Below are 20,207 nucleotides of genomic sequence, written 5' to 3'. Positions count from 1 at the left end.
CACCGCCGCGAGGATCAGGGCGAACAAAACGTCCGAGGACACCGCTGCTGTCGACAGTCGGCCGAAACCGCCCTGCTGCAAGCCGGGCGCTCGCCGCCACCGCGATGCAATGCATCTGTCGCACAACATCATCGGGCACGGACGGAGTGGCCGAACGAAGTCGTTCACTGCTGGTGACCACCCATCGATGCTGGTCACACCGGCACTCCCCGCCAGTGACAACAAGCACACGATTAGGCGCACCTACCCTTGCCATATGCCTCGCTGGAGTACGCACAGTGGGAAGTCGGCGAGAGTAGGTCGGCTCGCACGACTCGGGGGAGATCCCGAAACACTCTCGGCGACAACAATTTCGATGGCGAGAACGCGATCGAACTCCACTGCCTCTAGCGCGAGCGGCTCGCGGTCGCGTGCCGACAGCGAAGCCTCGCGTCCCGTCCGGTCCGGAGTGCATCCGGGTGCGCTCACCCCTCGGTCCGAAACCGTTTCTCGGACAACGGCGATGGGGATGCCGCCGCTGCCGCGGCGAAATCGGGATGACGAGCCGCATCGGCTGCACAACACGGGAGCGGCCGCATTCGTCGGGCTCTGCATCGGCATGGTGATCTTGGTGGTGTCCGGATGCCTATTCGTCGGCGGCCCAAAGGAAACGGCGGCCTCATCGACGACGACACCGGCGCGCACCAGCGCCCCGAGCACCTCGCCACCTTCGTCCACCGGGCGCGCGACGACGCCATCGGTCCCCGCTCCCGCTCCCCCTGCCGGCCGCTCGGGCATCGGGATCACCTTCGGGAAGGTCACCGCCAACGACGGCACGACCATGGTGGTGCGCAACGCGTTCACCAGCAACAGCGTCAAGGTCCGTACCGACACCGGCACCAAGGTGCAGGTTCTGCTCGCCAAGCGGGCGACCGAGATACGCGTGGGCGCCCTGGTCGCCGTCTACGGGCGGCAATACGCCGATGGTGTGATCATTGCCGATGTCATCACCGGGATCTCGATCGGTACCCTGCCCAAGTGATTTCGGCTTGCCGGGTCATCCTCGCCCGCGTAACACCGCTTCCACCATCCCGTCATCGACCGGCTCGCTGTGCCCCCACACCTCACGCGCCAGCCGCAGCTTCCCGGCCATGCTGCGCACCAACGCGGCCTCCGCCGCCGCATCCCCCGCTCCCTGCCTGAGTGCCTTGCTGTAGCGAACCGCATCGACGATGACCGATTTGACCCGCTCGTGATCGAGGTAGGTTTGCAAGTCGCGTCGCCACTCACCGGTGGCGGCCTCGGGTTCGGCGACGATCCATTCGGCGAGGAACGCGTCCCGCTCCTGCGGGAGGTAGCCCATTTTGTGCAAATGGGTGGCCACGTCGTACACCGGGTCGCCGTACAGTGCGAATTCCCAGTCGAGGAACACGACCCGGCCGTTTCGCACGATCATGTTCTTCCGGTGCACGTCGGCGTGCACCATTCGAAAAGGCCTGGCCTCGAGGGTGTCCCACGACGCGACGATCTGCTCGAGCGGCCGATCGGGGACACCCAGCCGACGGTACAGCTCGCCGAATTCCGCGCTGCTTTCGCGGTGCACCCGCGCGGTGACAGCGGACAATCGGCGGGCGAACCCGGCGGGATCGTCGTCCCCGTCCGATTCGATCGGCGGTAGCAGTTCCCGGGGAATACGGCGGAGTTCCGCGAACAACGCCGCTACGTCCGGCGGTACATGAGCCGGAACAGGCACACCGCGGGGCGCGAGGCGATCGAGCAGGTCGCCGTCGATGTAGTCGTGGATCTGGTAGGCGGGACGTACCGATTCCCAGCGCAGTTTCGGCGCCGAGGCGACGAAGGGCTCGATCGCGATCAAGATCGCGGGTTCCGGCCATTGCCGCAGATCCATCGCATCGGCGCCCTCGACGGGAATCCGCACGTTCACCGCGCCCGCGATGCCGTCGACCCGGACATTGTGGTTGTAGTACCCGGCCGCCGACTGCGAGCGGGACAGCGCGTCGTGGTACATCGCCGCCGCGTCGATACCGAGTACTCGTGCGATCACCCGTGTCGCGTCGCGGTCCACGCCCGATCCTGGCGTCGGCGGCTGGATGCGCGACCGCGCGGCCGCGGCGGCTCTCGAGATGCCCGGTTCGGTCCAGCCGTACAGCGCCAGGACCGCTCGCGCCACGAGCACCAGCCCCGGGTAGACGTTCGCGCCCTCGAATTCCGCGATGGCCCAGCGCGCACTGCGGACGGCATCGTCACGTAAGCCGCGGCGTGCGAAGACGCCGGCACGGAACAGCTCCGCCCTGGCGCGGCCCGACCGGTACCCGGCTTGTTCGAGAATCTCGCATGCTTCGGCGAGCGCGTGCTCGGCAGCGTCCAGTTCTCCGAGCGACAGCCGCGCCAGACCGAGTGCGGTGTACGCCTTTCCCAATTCGTGCAGCGCACCCAGCTCACGCTGTTGCACGATCGCGGCTCCGGCGGCCGCGATCGCGCGCGGCGGGTCGGTGAGCGCCAGCAGCTCGGCCACGTTCGTCGCGATATTGGCCTGTCCGACGACGCTGCCCGCGGCGCGGTAATGGGTGTCGGCTTCGGCCAGATGCTGTGCGGCGCGGTCGGTGTCGAACGCCAGCCGGTAGGCGAGGTGACGCAACCGCGCCACATCGCCCAGGAACTCGCGGTCGTCGCCGTCCGCCATCGTCACGAGTTCCTCGCACATGGTCAAGGCCTGATCGAATCGGCCCTGGCACATGTGCAGGTCGGCCGCCCACTGACCGGCGACGAGCCGGGCCCGCCCCGATCCGCGCGACCACACGTCCTGGTAGATGGTCAACGCCTCGTCGGTGTCACCGAGGATGCGGCGCGCGTTCGCCGCGGCGACGGCCAACCGCTCCGCGATCGGTCCGGTCCGATCCAAAGCGACGTCCCGCGTGAGGCGATCGGCTTGCTTTGCGTCACCGAGCAGCACCGCCGCTTCCGCTTCCAGGCACCGCGTGAGTTCCGACAGTTCCGCCATACCTGCCAGGTTCTCATGCGGATCGCTCAGGTAGCGGTCCAGATCGCTGATCACTCCGCCGATACCCTGGCTGCCACCTGCCGCTTCGATCCGGTCGACGTAGTGCAGCAACGTCACCGCAGAAAGCATGCCCGAACGAACACCGTGGTATCCCGCCTCCCGCAGGGCGGTGACCCGGCCGGTCGGCCGTTCGGCACGGATGAACCACAGGTTGTGCAGCACCGCATGCAGGGTGCGCCGAACATCCGGATCCAAGCGCCGCTGCAGCGCGTCCACCATCAGCTGGTGCAGCTGAAAGCGCTCGCCTTCGCCGCTTTCGTCGGCGGCGTACACGAACGAGTACGCGATCAGGGATTTCCATGCCGCGATGTGATGAGGTAGCTCGAACTGCTCCGCGACGGCGGCGAAGATCTCCCGATCGAACGTACGAGGTAGCCCCAGCAATTCCAGCAACCGGACTTCATCGGGGCGCACATGTTGCAGGAAGCGCTCCAGAATCGTTTCGGGCGAGACCGATTCGGCGGACGTCACCCAGCTGGCCCGGGTGCGGGCATCGATGGCCAGATGCAGATAGAACGGGACGCCTGCGCTCGAAGCGGCGATCGCCGCGCGCTCGGCGGGATCCTCGATACCGGACGAGTCGAGCAGCTCGAAGCGGGCGTCCATCGGCAGGTCATCGACCGGCACGGCGCGAATCCGGGTCGACCACTCCGGGTCGTGCCGCTCCCAACCGAGCGGCTCGCGGCAAGCGATCACCACCAGGCCGGTGTCCAGCTGTGCGACCACATCGCGCAACCAGGCGTCGGACGCCGCCGCGCGGCCTTCGCGATCGGTTCCGCCCATCAAGGCTTCGTAAGCGTCAAGGAACACCACGTAGGGCTTCTTGCCCTGGGTCCCTTGCTTGAGGTCTTCGGCGAACAGGTAGGAGACGGCTTCTTCCAGGCCCGCGAGACTCAAACGGTCGAGTTCCTGGAGGACCGGGTCGTGGCGTATCCGGTGGGTGCGGATGGCGCGGCGCGCACCGAGGTCGAGCAGCCGGGTCGCGGTGCCGAAGACCGGGATGCCGGTGGCGTCGTTGAGGATTTCGGTCAGGATCTCGCTGTGCTCGGCCAGCGCCAGCGAGTCCGAGGTCAGGCGCAGATGCGGGTGCATGCGCTGCCACAGCACCGCGCAGGCGATGTCGAAGCGGTGGAACTTGATCTTCTGCGCGCCGAACTGGACGCGCAGCACGGCGAGCCCGTCCGCGGCCTGCCGATGGCTCGGCACCTGCAGATCGAGCACCGCCGCCGGATGACGCTTCTCGACCCGCGCCCGCAGCTCGGTGACCAACCGGGACTTGCCGATCCCGCCGACACCGTTGAGCAGCATGACCCGGGGATGCTCGGCGGCGTCGCCCAGCAACTCCTCGAACCGCGTCAGCACCGGCTGCCGATCGACGAACGGACGACTGGTCGATCCCGGCTGGAATCGCGCGGTCAACACCATGACGTCCCCCTCACGACGAGCCCGGCACGATTCTGCCAGAGCCCGTCGCCGGTCGATCCATTGGATCTGGCGCTTGCCGTCGAATATTTTTGCTCTTAGCCAGTTTTCGTTTCGTCCCGCTGGCCGACCGGCGGGCGCGGTCGTCGTTCACGCCGCCCGAGGGGCGACGCGCACCCCGGTAGCCCAGCCGCACACCCGCGCAGCTCACCATACTCAGCACAGCCAGTGGAGCACCACCGCGACGGTCCTCGACTGGTTCGCGGCGAGGCGCAGATCCGCACCGTTCGGAGCAAACCTCCAGCAGTGCAGCCGGATCCGGCTATCGGTCGCCGCACGAACATGTGGACGCTCCTCGCACTTGCCGCAGCCGCATAGCCGGTGATGGAATCTGGCATTCGGTGGAACCGATCGGCGGTCAGCTGCGTCAGATTCAGCAACGGACGAATTCTCGGAAGTGGGGTTTGCAGGTGAAGGACAGTGGACGTGAGGCGCCGGAGGAACGCAACGAGGCGTTGCGCGACCAAGTCGATTCGCTGCTGGAGATCTTCGAGCAACAGCGCAATGACCTGGCCGAGGCGCAGTCCACGCTCGCGACCACCACCGTCACGGCGTGGTCTTCGAACAACCTGATACGCGTGCTCAGCAACGCCGCCGGTGTTCCGGTAGAAGTCCACGTGGAGCCGGATGCGTTCAAGCGTTCCACTCCGGAGAAGCTCGGCCACTCCATCACCGAGGCCGTCCAAGCCGCCGCACGATTGGCGTTGGAGGCGACCCAGCAGGCCGTCGCACCCCTAGAAGCGTCCGCAGGTGGGATTCCCGATCTCTCCGATCTGGTCCCCGGTGCTCCCAGCATCCGTGATCTGGTCCGCACGATGTTTCCTGAACCGCCCACCGCAGCGGACGAACCCGCATCGCTTGATGAGGAATCCGAGGACCAGTACTACCGCGACCGCTCCTACCTGCGGGATCGCCCGTGACCTACATCCGTGTCGAGCCGGAGGTACTGCGCGTCGACGTTTCCGGGTCCACCGGTGTCGTCGTTGTTCGATACTCTCCGGCCGGATGCGGTCCGGGGCGAGGGGCGCCGAGAGTCACCGGAAGACGGACCACGATCGATGCTGCGCGAGGCCGCCGATCGGGTGCAACCGCCGCGGCCGAGCGCACGACCGGGACGACTATGCCTGCCATCCGACCGTACAGATGGGGACAAGGCCAGGTCTAGGGCTACGGCCACCGGAAGTAATGAACCTGGTGATAATCGAGCAGGTATCTCTATCGGCCTGTGCGGCAGCATATTTGGTTTAGAGAAAGGCGGGAATCCGAGTTGGCTCGGTCAAGGTGTCTATGGGTGTCAGTCGCTGTTCGGAAACGCGGCGGTGGACGGTGATGGCGGAGACCCGTCTCTACGACTTCATGGAACCTAATCTCCGGCGCGAGATCTTGCCCACACCAACCGATTCGGACTATGCCTGGGCGCGAGCGAACCCAGGCAAGTGGAGGTACCTCACGGACCCGAACGCCGACAAGTCGGCGATCCGGAAGGAGAACGTGCTCGGTGGGTGGTTGGCCGATGACAACGGCGGATTCGCCGAGCAATGGGTGAACCCTGAATTCATACCCGTCCCGGAGTCGATCCACGTGGAATTCACGAATGATTTCGAGCTGATGCTGTGGCGAGCGATTCGAGGGTTCAACAACATCGCCTGGTTCATCGAGGCGTTCAGCCGCAGCGAGTTCACCATGGTACTGGCCGCGGACGACCCGCAGGGGCAGCGTGGGTGGCCGTTCCTTTCTTCCAAATGGGGGAGGACGCTGGATATCTACACCTCGCCGGTCAGGTTGCCGAAGGACGTGAACCCCTGGCTACGGCGGGTCGTCCCGGGCAGGGAGCTCCTCGAGCAAGTGTGCCCGCAGGAGTCGGTATGGCTGTCGCTCAACCCCGGTCTATCCCTCGATCTGGGGGGCGGCCTCCTTTCCCCCACCATTCCCGGTTCGGATCTGACTGATTGGTGGCGCGAGTGGTCGGACGCCGAACATACGCGTGCCGCGGCAGAATCCGATGCAACGTAAACGCATGAAACGGCCCTCCGGATACTACCTCGTCCGCCCCTACTCACAGGATCGCCCGTGACCACCTTCCGTGTCGACCCAGATGCGCTGCGCGCCACCCGGCCAGGCTTCACCGATGTCGCCTACAAGATTGCCGCTGCCGCTGCCGACCTGCGGCGGGTCATCGAGGCCGAGGGCGAGTGCTGGGGTTCGGACAAGATCGGCCAAAGCTTCGCCAAGAACTACACACCCGACGTCCCCAAAGCGTTGACCAGCGTCGACAACCTCGGCAAAACGATGACCAACCTCGGCGAAAGCATGGTCGCCATCGCGAACACGCTGCAAAACCGCGACCAGGCCAATGCCGCCCGGATCGACCAGATCACCACCTGATGGGTATCGAGATCCCGGAGTGGCTGCAATGGGTCGCCAAATGGGTCGTCGGCGCGGGTGATTGGCCCGAAGGCGACGAAACCGCGATGCGGCGAGTAGCCGACGCATGGTCGGGGATGTCGGCCGCGCTCAACGAGCTCGATGACGACGCCGCTCACACGATGCAGCATGCGCTGGCGGCGATCGACGGACAAACCCACGACGCGATCGCCGCCCACTGGGACACCCTCGCAGGCAAAGAAGGCGCCTGGCAGGCACTGGTCAAATACATCGACAAACTGGCCGACCAAATCGGTGACGGCGCAGCCGATATTGAGCAAACCAAACTGGTCATCATCGGCTCGATGGTCATCTTCTCGATCGAAGTGGCGCCCCTACTGTTGACCGCCTGGACCGGGATCAGCGCCGGAGGCGCTGTCGCCTTGCGAATAGCCACACAGGTCACCATCCGCATGGCGATCAAACAACTCATCGCCCGCCTGCTCACCCGCGCCGCCGCCAAAGCCGCCGCCCGCGTGGCCCTACTCGGCGCGCTCAACGAGGCGCTGGAGGAAGGCGGCCTGGAACTCGGAACCAAAATCTACCAAGTCGCCGCCGGAGGCCGCGACGACATCACCACCCAAGATCTCAAAGCCGCCGCCATCGCCGCTGCCGCCGGCGGCGCCGGTGGCGCGGTCGGCGGCGGACTCGGCGGCAGCGGATTACTGTCCGGTGTCGACGACGTCGCCGCCAGCCGCCTCGGCCGAGCCACCATCGCCGCCACCACCGAGACAGCCACCGGCATCGCCGGCGAAACCGCCGCCGCCGCCACCGCCGCCGCGCTCACCGACCAACCCTTCAACCTCACCCTCGAAAGCATCACCTCCTCCGCCGCACAAGGCGTACCCCACGGACTCCACGCCGCAGGCAACGACACCTACCACGACACAACCTCCTCCCCCCCACCCGACATAACCAGCCCAGACCTACCCACACCCAGCGACAACCAGCCACCCACACCCACTCAACCCGCGAGCGCGGACGCCACCACCAACGGGACCGATAGTGAGTCCGTCACATCGAACCCCGCGGAAAACACCACGCCTGCCTCGACAAGCTCGACCCAGCCGCAGAACGCGACGGATCCCACGAGCGAGGTCGGCAACGACAACTCCGGTCCCACCCCGGCCCCGGTCGGCAATACAGATCCGGTCTCGAACAACCCGCAACCACAGACTCCGGCTACCAGCGCCGAGGAAACCTCGACTCCGTCACATGCCGACAGCCCATCCGATAGCACCACCGGCGCGGTGAATTCAGATCCGGGCCCGCCCAGGCTCAGCAGCAACCAGTCGACGTCTCTCGACGTCACGGCACACAACATCACTGACGGGCAAGACCCGACGGGAACCGCGACTTCACCCGCCCCTGCGGCTTCGTCACACATTCCGAGCGAAATGGACGGGCACTCGACCGCCCCACCGAACCCCGCGCCCGCTGCCTACGATGTCGTCGCTGATCCATCCGGCCCGCAACCCAACCCCCAGACCCCGGCGACCGCCGACAGTCCACCGCCCGTCCTCGACCCGGCCGCCTCGGCGCCGAACCAGCGCGTAGACGAGGCCACCGCACCGGACACCTCGACACCGAGCACGACCAGCCCCCACGCCGCGACACCACCCTCGACGCCTACGCCCCGATCGGATGCCCAGGCGAATACGCCATCGGAAACCGTCACCTCGAGTGCTGTGACAACAGCATCTCCAGCGGCTCTGCCGCACAACACGATCGCCGGGACATTCGCGCCCACCACCGACCCGGGCCAGCGCTCGACCATTCCCACTCCCGACCCTGCTTCATCCGTCGGTCCGGCACAGTCCGCACCCGTCACCACACCTCGGCCCGACCACACCGACCGCCCGACGACTCCGCCGCAATCGGTCTCACCGCCGACCGCGACCAGCGGGCCAGGCAGCACTGGGGCCCCGCCAGCAGACTTCGTCCACCGCGCGAGTCCACCCGACCGTGCGTCATCGGTCGATACTGCACAGCCGGTACCCACCACCGACCGTACGGCGGCCACCGGTGCGCCCCGCCGGGACGACACATCGGAGGCGGCGCAGCCGAATCGACGAGCCGACCCGAGTACGCGGCGGCAATCGAACCCGAACGATCCAGGCACCACCGATCCCGGGTCGATGTCGTATTCCGGTGGTGCCGTGCGTCCACGCGACGACTTCGCGGCATTCGAGTGGGCGGAGGACGCCTACGACCATTTCCGCCGCGACGACCGTGACATCGATGACATCGCGCGCACACTCGGTCAACATCCGCGCACCGACGGCTCACATTTCACCCGCGACGATGTGGAACAGATCAAGAATCACCTGTTCCGCGAAGAACACGCCATCGTCGATTATGACGGCAACCTGATTCAACGCAGGTTCGACGCCGATCCGGACATCGCCGAGGCATGGATCCGGCTGCGCGCCGGACATCCACTGCCCGCCGATATCGTCTTACTCGAACACGAACTGGCCGAGTCCGACTATCTGCGTGCCCATCCGGAATCGACGTATCAGGACGCACACGCACACGCGAACCTCGACCACCACTGGTCCAACGACATACCGCCACGAACGGGCGAACGCTACGACACACTGTGGGGACGACACGATGGCACTGCTGATCTACTTCAACCAGACCAAGGACAACCCGAGCGAGGTGGAGTACCAGTTCGGGGAGACGAGGGACAACCTCGATCGCACCCTGACCATCGACAAGACGAGCAACACCGCCCGCACGGACCAACCGGAGGACGGGATCTTCCGCGCGGCGGCAGGACAGATCATGATCCGGGCCAGACGCGAGAAGCAGTGGCCCCAGAACGGCGTGATCGCCTCGTAACCGACGACAGCGGTCCACGCGAAGCGCAGTCGCATCCGGACACTGCACGCCCACAGGAGTCCGACCGTGGACCGCAGGTGTCGACGAGTCGGGTGCCAGCCGATCCACCTCGTGAAGCTCCCGATGCCCCGGGCACTGTGCCGCAGCCACCTTCGTCACCGCACGGGCCGGCCGAACTGAGCTACAACGACATGCGGGTGATCGAGGATCACGCCGCCAGGCGCGGTCTGGCGGTCGCCGACATCGTCCGCGACGTCCAAGACGGCAAGCTGCGTGTCGAAGAGTACGGCGTCTACGAGACCCGGGAACAACAGCCACTACACGAGATTCCCGACCGGCTCGACCCGGAATACCTAACCGAGGTCGTGGATCACGACCTGCGGGATCACGTGCACCGTCGCTACGCGAGTGTCGAGCCCGACGCGTTCGAAGCCGGATGCCCCGACAGCCGGCTGCCCGATCACCTGACCCGGTCCATGCCCAGCGCGGCGCTCGACGACGCGACAGCGCCGGCCGACCCTACGAGGTTGGTGGTCAACTATCACGGCGACGGCCTGTCGCCGGTATGGCGTGATCGAAGTGCTGGAGACGCGTTCCTGGACGCCCGGAACGCCCTGTTTCGGATGGATTCGCGGGGGCCGGAGATCTTCGACCTCGGCTTCTCGGCACGCGATCCCAGCAACCTCAACATCGGTGCGCACGTCGGCCACACCGGCCCCGGCCAAGCCGACGGGTTCGTGTCGCTGTCGAGGAGTCCGGAGCACACCATCGCCCGGGAAGCGGATATCGCGGGCAACGACCTGAACCGGCTCGCCGACGAAGGGAGGTTGACACGTCTGCCCGACGGCACCTTCCGGCAGACGATGTACATGCACGAGCTGTATCACGCGCACGGCATCGATGTAGACGCCACTTTCCACGATGCCACTGCCCACAGTCGATACAACACGGGCAGCCACCGGGAAGCCGAGATATTGGCCCTTGGCGGAATATCCGGCGACACCGTCTACCGAGTCTGGCCGCGGGAGATCATCGTCGATGCCAACGGAAACGTGGTGTCCGTCAGAGTCGGCGAGCCTGTATACAACCCGCGCTTCGCCCACCTCGACAATCCCCGTTTCGTCGACACCCACGACATTCCCGCTCTCGACCAGGGACGGCAGACGAGAGAGCGCGCCCAGCAGCACGAGGCGCACTCCGGGCAGTTCGAAGAGCACAGTCCCACAACGGAACACGCACCATCGCACACGCAGATCCCTCGCCCGGAACCTCCACCGCACCGGCCCGGTTTCGACCCGAACGTCCACAGGTACGTCGGCCATTTCAACGACGGTCGCGTGATCCCACACGATCCGTTCTACTACGGCCGATACAACCCACTTATCGGCCGCTACCAGCCGACACCGCAGGAGACCGAGGCCGCGCACGCCCACCCTCTGGGTGCGAGCCCGTACGACATCCAGGTACGCGACTGGCTCGACGCCCACAGCCGGCAGCACACCGACCATCGTGCTCCCGAAGCCCAGCCTCCGCCACAGCAGGACCAGTGGCGGTCGATGCGGGCGCCGGAATCGCTCCCACCGACTACTCACGAGCCGCGACGTCTCGCACAAGAGAACCCCCGATCTCATGTCGAGACGCAGCGCGTGAGCCCTCAGCGTCCGCATAATGTGTATCCACAACACACGCACCCGGACACTCCGCGCGTCCGGGAGTCCGATCGTGGCCCGCAGAGCATCCGTCCGGAAATGGTTCCGCCCCACAACGGTCCGACGAATCGGCCCGCTGATCGGCGGTTGCCGTCAACGCCACCACGTGTGGAGTCGGCTCCACCGATGCCGGCTCACCAGGATACGAGCCACATCGCGAATTCCCACCGTGGGACCGATCGGGCGTGGCGAGCTGAGCATTCGGTGCCGCCGCACGCACCCGAAACACGCACACCGGTGGCCGAGCTGTCATCAATGCGAGCCCCTGAATCGCTGCCGCCGCCGCGTATCCCATCGCCACCGAGGCACGCAGCGGAACCGCACCCACCCATCGCCCCGCATCAACGGGGCCCCTCACACCCCACGCCCGCGCCACGACCTGCTCCTCGCTCACCCCAAGAGCCTGAGCACACCACTGCTGACCGCGCGCCGAGGCAACACCCCGACCCACGCATCGCTCGGAACACGGGCTCGGAACCACGGCATCGGCAACAGGATTCTGTGCCACCGCATGATCCGCGCAGCTCAGCACACCCTGCCGAGATTCCTGATCAACGCCGTCCGATAGACCCGGAAACGCAGCGGGCGCTCGAGGCGCGCAACGCCCGCGAGAACTACCGGCACCGAGAACCCGATCGAGTCGTCGCGGTGCGCCCGGTCCGAACACCCGGTAACCCCGCATACGAGATGCGGCGGTACGCGGAAGGACCCGAGCATGTCGCCGTGGTCAGCGTGCGGATCCACCTCGAAGCCGGCGCACACCTCTCGCCGCAGGATATGCGGAATCTGATCGAAAACGCTCACCTGGCAACAGACCGTGCCTTCAACAATGGCCACCGATTGCTCAACGGTGACTGGCTGCTGGTCGATGTCGTCTTCACCGATGACCCATCCACCGCATACCTCTCCGTCAACGTCGACAACGAAACGGGACTCCCGAGGAGCTGGCATCCACGCGACAGCTCCGAAACGCTCACCAACCACCTGCGCGAGCATCTCGGCCTGCCGGCAGACGGCCGGAATCAGCCGACCGTCCGTCCGGAAGACCTGCGGCAGATCAGCAACGACATCGCCGCGGCACGTACACAGGCCCGGTTCACCGGCTTACCTGGCACCCGGACAATCGATCATCGTCGGCTCGGTCGCCTCGAGAACCAGGCGTATCAGGCCATGGTCGAGGATTCGCTGCGAGACGGCGATCGTTTCATTGTCGGTGCCGACCCACGCACCCACCCCTACGGCCGACTGATCAACGACGGCGGTCTACGCGTTCGGGGTCGCCGCAACAATTGCCTCGACAACGCGCTGGCGGCACTGGCGTCGTTCTTCGGCGATCCGCACGTCGCTCTGCCGAGATGGCCGGACCGGCTCCCTGACGGGGGCATCGACAACCGAAGCGGTGAGCACGAAGGGCTCGAGCGCGCCGCCGATTGGCTCGGCAGCGGACTTTTCAGCTATGCCGACCAAGGCATGTCCACAGCCGAGCAGTTCGACGCGGTCCACGACGTTATCGCCAACTTGGGCCCTGGATCGGCAGCACTCGTCGTCAACGAGTGGCATGCCCGCGACGGAAACGGCGAATTGCGGTACGACTCGAATGGAGAACCGATCTCGGAGGGCACCCACGCCACCGTTATCGTGTACCCACCTGGAGCGACCGGACCCGTCTGGTGGGATCCGCAGTCGGGTGCCACTTCTGATCACCCGCCGGCATGGATGGTCGATGATTCGTCCCGGCTGTGGTTCACACCGATTCCACCGAATCAAGGAGCAGGAAGTGCCGGAGCAGTATCGAACCAGGGGCCAAGTGGAGCAGTACCTGGCCCGAATATTCAAGCCCGATCGGGAGTACCAGCTGTACCAGTTCGAGAACGGATGGGTCTGCCACTCGATCCTGACACCAGAGGAGATCGCGGCCGGTCTCGGACTGGGCGCGACGAAGCTGGTGATCGATTCCGAGACCGGCGTGGTGATCGAGTATCCGAGCTGGTCGACTCGGATGGTGATGGACGACTACGCAGAAGCGAAGCGGACCGGCCGGCCACCGATGGGCGGCCAGGTGTACCCGCCGACCTGGCGCGTGAACATCTCCCGGACACAAGAAGACTCGCAGGAGATCGAGTACCTGCTCCAAGCGACGTCACTGACCGAGCCACCGGAGCCGAGCATCGAGCACCAACTCGTGATCAACAAGAACACCCTGTGGTTCAGTCCGACGGACAGCCCGTCCGCGAACGCAGTGTCCTGGGCCGAGATGCGCAACCGGACGGATGGGACCTGGCCGCAGCTCGGGACATTCGAGTTCTAGACGACCGCGACGGCCCAGCAGCCCCTGGACCAACCTCCGCGCAGGCCACTCCACCGAGTACAGACACGCGCGTACCACCGATCCCAGCCCGTGGATCGGCGCCTGCCGACCCAGGACGCTCACGGGATCGTTCCAGAGAACCCGAGGACCCGCGGAATCCGCCGAACCATGCTTCGGGCCCGACCGCAGAAGACACACGGCGCTACGCCCCGGAGTTCGTCGAAAACCTACGAACCATCCATCCCGCGCCTGACAACCATCCCCATGCACGGCCCGTCGAGCGAAGCACCGACCCCAACGCGGCCGCCATCCTCGCCGAAAACCAACGCATCATCCACCCAACCCCCGACAATCGTCCCGACGCACGGCCCGTCGAGCGAAGCACCGACCCCAACGCGGCCGCCATCCTCGCCGAAAACCAACGCATCATCCACCCAACCCCCGACAACCGTCCCGACGCACGGCCCGTCGAGCGAAGCACCGACCCCAACGCGGCCGCCATCCTCGCCGAAAACCAACGCATCATCCACCCAACCCCCGACAACCGACCCGAAGCACCCCACGTCGAACGGAGCACCGAGTTCTTTTTCCGAGATCTTGGCGTGCGCGATGAGCAGGGGCGGATTCCTATCGAGAGGCTCGTCGACAGCGTTCGCGACCGTGCTGCCCGGGATCCCAAATTCGAACTCAGCTACAGCGAGAGGGATCTCAACGCGCTGATCGAGCACGGACGTCGACTGGGACTCGATGATCGCGGCATCGCCGACCTCATCCATATCGGTTCCCGCATCGCGAAGCCCATCACCCCTGATCTGCTCGCACAGCACATGGAAAATTGGGCCAACGTGGTTTCCGATCGCGGCTACCCGTACCGCTTCGATGACGCCGGTCGCTTCAACGCCTTCGCCAGGGATCTCGATCGGATCCTCCACGATGCCGGATTCGGTGACCACGGTGTCTTCGTTCAAGGATCGGCGCTGCGTAGTCCCCAGGCCAACGACGTCGACATCGCTGTCGTCATCGACCGTGACAGGTTTCATGAAATTCTCGTGGAGCGCTACGACGGACGAATAGCGACCAAGGCCACCGATGCGGCACCGCCCGGGGCTCTTACCCTGAGAGGGCTCACGCGGTCCGAACTCCGGGAGCTGGCCCAAAAGATCCACCAAAATCCGAAGGCTTACAATAATCAGGCGCATACATTCGCCAACGCTGTACGAAAAGGCGTAATCCGATCAACTCACGATATTTCGAAACCACTCAAGGCAGCTGGCAAGGAGATCCAGAGCAAATATCCGGAGCTGAACATCGAGGATATTTCACTGATCGTCCCTGGCAGCGACTTCGATTCCAGTCCCGAGTTACCCGTCGTCGAAACTACTGATAAGGATCGCGCGCAAGAATTTACTCGTCAGCTATACGCCGCGCGGGAATTCGAATTCCAGAGTGACCGGATCGACGGCCAACGCGGGAAGTTGCTGGCGGAGCTGGACCCGCATATGCGGGAAGTCCTGCAGCTGTCGAGAGATCTCGCCGAGATGAATCGAGTGCAGAGCGCGGCGGAGTCGCTAGGACATATTCAGGCTCGCGATGCGCTCGATCGGATCCGGGAAGCGCTAGAACGGGGGGCGCCGCTGACCGATGTGAGTAGAAACATCGCGCTTGCGAGGGACCGCTTGGCTACAGTGCAGCAACTCGAACTCCATAGCCGCCTCGACGCGCTGCGTGAACTTCAGTTAGGCGAGCACACGCAAGTTGTCGGGCAGATCCTCGAACTCGATGTGCTCGAGCGCAACCTCGCGACCACGACCCGGCTGGAGATCACCGAGCGACAACTCGTCGAGGTAGCCGCCCGGGAAGTACTGGAATTCCGTGACCAGCATCCAGACCTGCGTACCCCTTCCCTCCAGCACGACCTGCACAATGCACGCGAATACTCGCAGGCCCTTGCTCGCGGCCGGGCTCCGGAGCTCGGTGAGGTGACGCGGCATTTCGAGGCAATACAGCGTGCTATCCGGCAGGAGCAGACAATAGAGGCTCGCCGGATCGAATCATTTGGTCTGGATCCAGCGCATCGGCGACTGGTTGGCCAGGCGCTCGATGCCGACCGCGCCCGCACATTGGGCAAAGCAGCGGATACGTTGGGCAAGGAAATTGTGCGACATCACCATAACGAGATCGTTGGACCGAGCAGAGTTCTGCAATTGAGTCAGGAGCAGGCAAGGCGCTTGGATATACAAGCTTATTCGCTGTGCCTGGACCTCACACCGACGAATTACGATCATGCAAGGGGCGTGTACGTGTACGAGCCGCCAGGGCGACCTCCCGTCCATGTCCTCCATGATTCGATGGAGCGTCGGTACGCGCAGGCTGTCAGAGCCATACAAGGCGGACTTTCTCCGCAATTGGTCGAGGCTGATTTCCTACGGTCGATCGGTCACGCTACGGCAGCGGAGGAAGCTGTCCGCGAGCGCCCCGAGAATTCACCGCGAGTAACCAGAGCGCGGGCGCTCGAACTCGATCGTGCGCGGCAGCTCCGTGCCGAACGCGACCGTTGAACGTGGCGCGATATGCAACAGCAAAGGCGACTATGGTGTTCCTATGATGGAGTGGCAGACATCGATCGATGCCGAGCGGCGCGAAGTGAACCTCCTGAAGCGGCAACTGACACTCATCCTCCATGGCCCGCTCGACCAAGTTCACCTCGACCTGTTGCGCGACAACCTCGGCCTGTCCTCAACCGGCTCCACCACCGACCCGGTCGGCACCCGGTTCGGACAGCGCCTCCAATATCACCCGCAATATCAGACGATTACAGCGATGGTGCTGACCTTACTGCGCACTGACATCAACGAATGGACCGTTACGCTCGACGCCATACCGCGCACCGACTTCTCCGAATGGAAGCGCCTCGCCGAAATGAGTGCCCAGGAAGCAGGACTCACCATCGCCGAACGACAGCTGCCGTCGTCGACGCCCCTCTCCGATATCGGCGATCCGGCGCCGTCGGCTCGCATCGACCAATCCACCGATGAACTGTCAACGGCTGGTGCCGCGCTTGCTGCCGCCCCGCATCCGATGCCGACTCCACTGCTGGATCTCAGCACAATATCGCCTACCAGCCCCTCGAGTGGGTGGGCCGACTCGCCTGAATACGACGCCGACCTCATGGATAGAACGATTCGGCAACTCGGAGCCGTGCCGCCGTACACTCCACTGCAGCCACCAGTCCATCGATCGGAATTGGCGGATACAGAGCTGGTCCAACTCGTCAACGGACTTCGCAATCTGATCTGGTCGTGGCGAATGGATGACCTGATGACCATCAGCGCACGAGCCGGATTCTGGTCGATAGAAAGACACGAAACCGATCGGGTCGTATTTACCAGCAGATATGTGGCCGGTGAGTGTTATGTGGACGGAAATGCCCGCGACGTCCATTCCATAGACCTGCCGGTCGCGACCGTGTCCGATAGCGACGACTGCCGTACACCGTCGAGCGATACCTTCACCCGAATGACCGCAGTACTCATCGAAACCTACGGTGAACCCACCGCGCGTTCCTCGGGAATGACTCCGCAGATCGAATGGACCGGAACGGAAAATTCACTAGCACTCGCCTACCGACACCCTTCTGTCCGGATCATCGTGCGCCTCAACCTCGGAATCACTACGATCCATGGAGAAGCCGAAAGCGCTCGCCGCAAGCGAAACGTGGAGCGGGACTAGTATCGACCACTTCGCTCCCACCAAGTGGCCGGCGTACGCAATCGGGTCCAGCCACATCTATTGCATCGAACCAAGGATGACCATGGCCATTACCTCGTACCACGGAACTTTCTATACCGAGAGCCCGGAAATCATCGAACAGATACTGAGATCGTGGCTGTCGAAGAACGATCTGCAGATGAAGCCGCATCGCGGGTTTCAGATGCACTACGAGACCGACGGATTCGAACTCTATTGTTACGATGCCGGCGGCCCGGAAGCGCCTTTCTACTTCCTTCTCGAAGGCCGCATCGAGGACGCACCCGATACTGCTACTACTCGGCTTCGAGACCTTGCAGATCTCTCCAGGAACGCAGGTCTCGAATTCAGTATCGACTACGAACAAGTCGATTCCGAGGGAAATCCTCTGAGCGCCGAGAAGACGATCAGCTGATCAGGGCAGACTTGTAACTCCCCAGCAGACCGCGAGCGAGGGCCTGGGGAGCTACGTGCTGAACGCCCGAACAGGAGTAGGACTGCCAACGCGCGCCTCGCGCAGGGCCCGCGGCCGTCGGCTGTCCTACCGGCGCCGGTCGGACGCTTGCCCTGCGATGCAGCGAGGACCCGCTGAATGTCGGTGCCTCTTGCTAACTTTCGTTCCGTTCTGATCTGACGAAAACAGGCGAGGCACTATGACAATCGGGGGAACCACCTATCTCGAACTGTCCGAGGACAGTGGGACCGCGCACAAGTTCTACGAGGTGATCGTCGCGGGCACGCAAGTGAGCGTCCGTTTCGGCCGCATCGGCGAGCAGGGGCAGACGAAGGTCAGTTCGTTCGCCACCGAGGAGAAGGCGCGGGCGGCCGCGGCGAAGAAGGTCGGCGAGAAGGTGCGGAAGGGCTACGCGCCCGCCGTGATGGGGGCGCGGGGCAGGCGTCCGGTGACCAGGCGGGCGATCAGCAGCGGCCGCTCGACCGCGAAGGCCGCGCCCGTGCTGTGGAGTTTCGACTCCGGCGCCGCCGCCTTCGGCATCTTCGTCGACGAGCGCCGCTGCTGGGTGGGCAACGAGAGCGGCGACGTGTTCACCCTGACCCCGGACGGCGTGGTCACCGGCCGGTACCGCCTGCCGGACGCCGTCAAATGCATTGTGGCCGACGATTTCTGGATCTACGCCGGATGCGACGACGGCCGTGTCTACGACTTGTCGGGCAAGGTGCCGCGGGCGGCCTACGACATCGCGGCTGATGTCGACATCTATTGGCTCGACATCCACGACGGCATCCTCGGCGTCTCCGACCGCCAAGGCGGCATCACCGTGATCGATTACGAGGAGGAGTCGCTGTGGACCCGGCGCAGCACCGGCGATTCGGGCTGGATGGTGCGCATCGACGCGCACGGCGTCTACCACGGGCATTCCGCGGGCGTCACCAAGTACGACCTGGACACCGGGAATCCCTTGTGGCAGGCGGGTACCGGAGGTGACGTCCTGTTCGGCTGGCAGGAATCCGACGCCGTCTACGCGGGCACCTCCCGCAACCAGGTCCGCATGGTGACAAAGAACGGCCGCGCCGAGCACATCTACCAGTGCGATGCCGCGGTCTTCTCCTGCGCCACCTCGCCGGACGGCCGTTACGTCTTCGCCGGTGACAACTACTCCTCGGTGTACTGCTTCGACGCCACGGGGAACCGCGTGTGGAAGCTGGCCACCGGCTGCGGTTCGGCCTATTCCATGCAGTATCACGACGAGAAGCTGTACCTCGTCACCACGACCGGCGCGCTGGCCTGTCTCGACGTCGGCGAAGCCGCCATCCGCGATGCCGAGCAGGGCGTGCTGCCGCAGACGGTGTCGGTGAAAGCACCCGAGATCTCGGCGGTGGTGCCCAGCGACACAGTCGAAATCACCTCCGACGCGGGCACCGGCGTGATCGTGGAATGCGTGAGTCACGGCACTTCGCTGCGCGTGCGTGTCGTCTCGCCCGGGTTCCACCAGGGCTGGAATGTCCAGTTTCCCAAGGACATCCGACGTCCGGGTGCTCGCTACGTAGTCGACGGCATCGCCGAGTCGGCACGCGGCGGTTTCTACCGCGTCCGTGGAGACATCCGCCGGCTGTCCTGACCGAACCCGCATCGGGTTCTCGCCTCGCCGCTGGGAGCCCCGCTTCGAGCGGTCCTGGCAGACCGGCGATGCACCGCCCCCGCTGGGGGCCACCGCCTCCACCGTCTGGTCCGGCATCGTCTGGCAGCTGTATCCGGGCACGGCGCCCGACCGGCCGGCGACTGCTCAGCCCAACCCGCCCAACCCCGCGGTCGCCACCCTGGACGAACAGTGCGCTGGACGCCACACGCAGCGGTCCCGGCGGCGGTGAAGCCACTGCGGCCCGCAGCAGACGACAGGACCCGGAGTTGATCGCCCGCCTCGCGCGTGCCATCAATCCGGTCACTGCGACGGTGACCAAGGTGACCGTCACCGGCCCCGGTCAGCTCCTCGCGACTATGAGGTTTACCCGCCCGAGGAGCCGGTTCCGAGCAGCGTGCCACTCGTCTCGCGTGACGGCTCGTGGCGGCGGCGCCACGTGCCCCACCTGCGAGGCGACCCTCTCACCGACGAGCCATCCTCCGCCTGCGAAGGACCGCCCGTCCACACCCTGATCTGCCGAATCGTCGGCG

General features: G+C 65.1%; 9 protein-coding genes. 8 read left to right on the top strand and 1 reads right to left on the bottom strand.

From position 1 onward, the window contains the following. The first annotated feature begins 502 nt into the window (after positions 1–502). Positions 503–1,021 (top strand): DUF5666 domain-containing protein, encoded by a 519-nt coding sequence (locus ACZ6DL_RS16675; protein ID WP_466051911.1) that lies wholly within the window; start codon positions 503–505, stop codon positions 1,019–1,021. Between the two features lie 15 nt (positions 1,022–1,036). Here the strand turns inward: ACZ6DL_RS16675 and ACZ6DL_RS16670 are convergent, their stop codons facing one another. After that, positions 1,037–4,486: a phosphotransferase gene (locus tag ACZ6DL_RS16670; protein WP_466051909.1), complete on the bottom strand. Its 3,450-nt coding sequence runs from the start codon at positions 4,484–4,486 to the stop codon at positions 1,037–1,039. Positions 4,487–4,953: 467 nt separating this feature from the next. On the opposite strand from ACZ6DL_RS16670, the gene ACZ6DL_RS16665 reads away from it, so the two are divergent. The 7 genes from ACZ6DL_RS16665 (at position 4,954) to ACZ6DL_RS16635 (ending at position 19,656) form a co-directional block, all read left to right on the top strand. Then, positions 4,954–5,463, top strand: coding sequence for a YbaB/EbfC family nucleoid-associated protein (locus ACZ6DL_RS16665; protein WP_062975236.1), 510 nt, complete (start codon positions 4,954–4,956; stop codon positions 5,461–5,463). A 409-nt stretch (positions 5,464–5,872) separates the two neighbouring features. Continuing rightward, a complete protein-coding gene (locus ACZ6DL_RS16660; RefSeq protein ID WP_466051906.1) occupies positions 5,873–6,556 on the top strand; it encodes a hypothetical protein in 684 nt (227 codons plus the stop codon). A 57-nt stretch (positions 6,557–6,613) separates the two neighbouring features. Then, positions 6,614–6,928 (top strand): WXG100 family type VII secretion target, encoded by a 315-nt coding sequence (locus ACZ6DL_RS16655; protein ID WP_466051904.1) that lies wholly within the window; start codon positions 6,614–6,616, stop codon positions 6,926–6,928. Next, the gene (locus ACZ6DL_RS16650; protein ID WP_466051902.1) at positions 6,928–16,389 is read left to right on the top strand and encodes a toxin glutamine deamidase domain-containing protein; all 9,462 of its coding nucleotides are present in this window, start codon (positions 6,928–6,930) and stop codon (positions 16,387–16,389) included. The genes ACZ6DL_RS16655 and ACZ6DL_RS16650 overlap by 1 nt, the downstream gene beginning before the upstream one ends. A gap of 43 nt (positions 16,390–16,432) precedes the next feature. After that, the gene (locus ACZ6DL_RS16645; RefSeq protein ID WP_466051900.1) at positions 16,433–17,560 is read left to right on the top strand and encodes a DUF6301 family protein; all 1,128 of its coding nucleotides are present in this window, start codon (positions 16,433–16,435) and stop codon (positions 17,558–17,560) included. 82 nt (positions 17,561–17,642) lie between these two features. Beyond that, positions 17,643–17,993: a hypothetical protein gene (locus ACZ6DL_RS16640; RefSeq protein ID WP_466051898.1), complete on the top strand. Its 351-nt coding sequence runs from the start codon at positions 17,643–17,645 to the stop codon at positions 17,991–17,993. Positions 17,994–18,231: 238 nt separating this feature from the next. Further along, positions 18,232–19,656, top strand: a complete 1,425-nt coding sequence (locus tag ACZ6DL_RS16635; protein WP_466051896.1) for a WGR domain-containing protein — start codon at positions 18,232–18,234, stop codon at positions 19,654–19,656. Positions 19,657–20,207 lie beyond the last annotated feature (551 nt).

It is taken from the genome of Nocardia sp. NPDC041819 (assembly GCF_055590505.1).
The sequence above is the reverse complement of the archived record's forward strand: the minus strand, read 5'-3'. Positions and strand labels throughout refer to the sequence as shown.

Coding starts and splice junctions, on each gene's coding strand:
- ACZ6DL_RS16675 (WP_466051911.1), top strand. CDS start 503: ATGGGGATGCCGCCGCTGCCGCGGCGAAATCGGGATGACGAGCCGCAT.
- ACZ6DL_RS16670 (WP_466051909.1), bottom strand. CDS start 4,486: ATGGTGTTGACCGCGCGATTCCAGCCGGGATCGACCAGTCGTCCGTTC.
- ACZ6DL_RS16660 (WP_466051906.1), top strand. CDS start 5,873: ATGGCGGAGACCCGTCTCTACGACTTCATGGAACCTAATCTCCGGCGC.
- ACZ6DL_RS16650 (WP_466051902.1), top strand. CDS start 6,928: ATGGGTATCGAGATCCCGGAGTGGCTGCAATGGGTCGCCAAATGGGTC.
- ACZ6DL_RS16645 (WP_466051900.1), top strand. CDS start 16,433: ATGATGGAGTGGCAGACATCGATCGATGCCGAGCGGCGCGAAGTGAAC.
- ACZ6DL_RS16640 (WP_466051898.1), top strand. CDS start 17,643: ATGGCCATTACCTCGTACCACGGAACTTTCTATACCGAGAGCCCGGAA.
- ACZ6DL_RS16635 (WP_466051896.1), top strand. CDS start 18,232: ATGACAATCGGGGGAACCACCTATCTCGAACTGTCCGAGGACAGTGGG.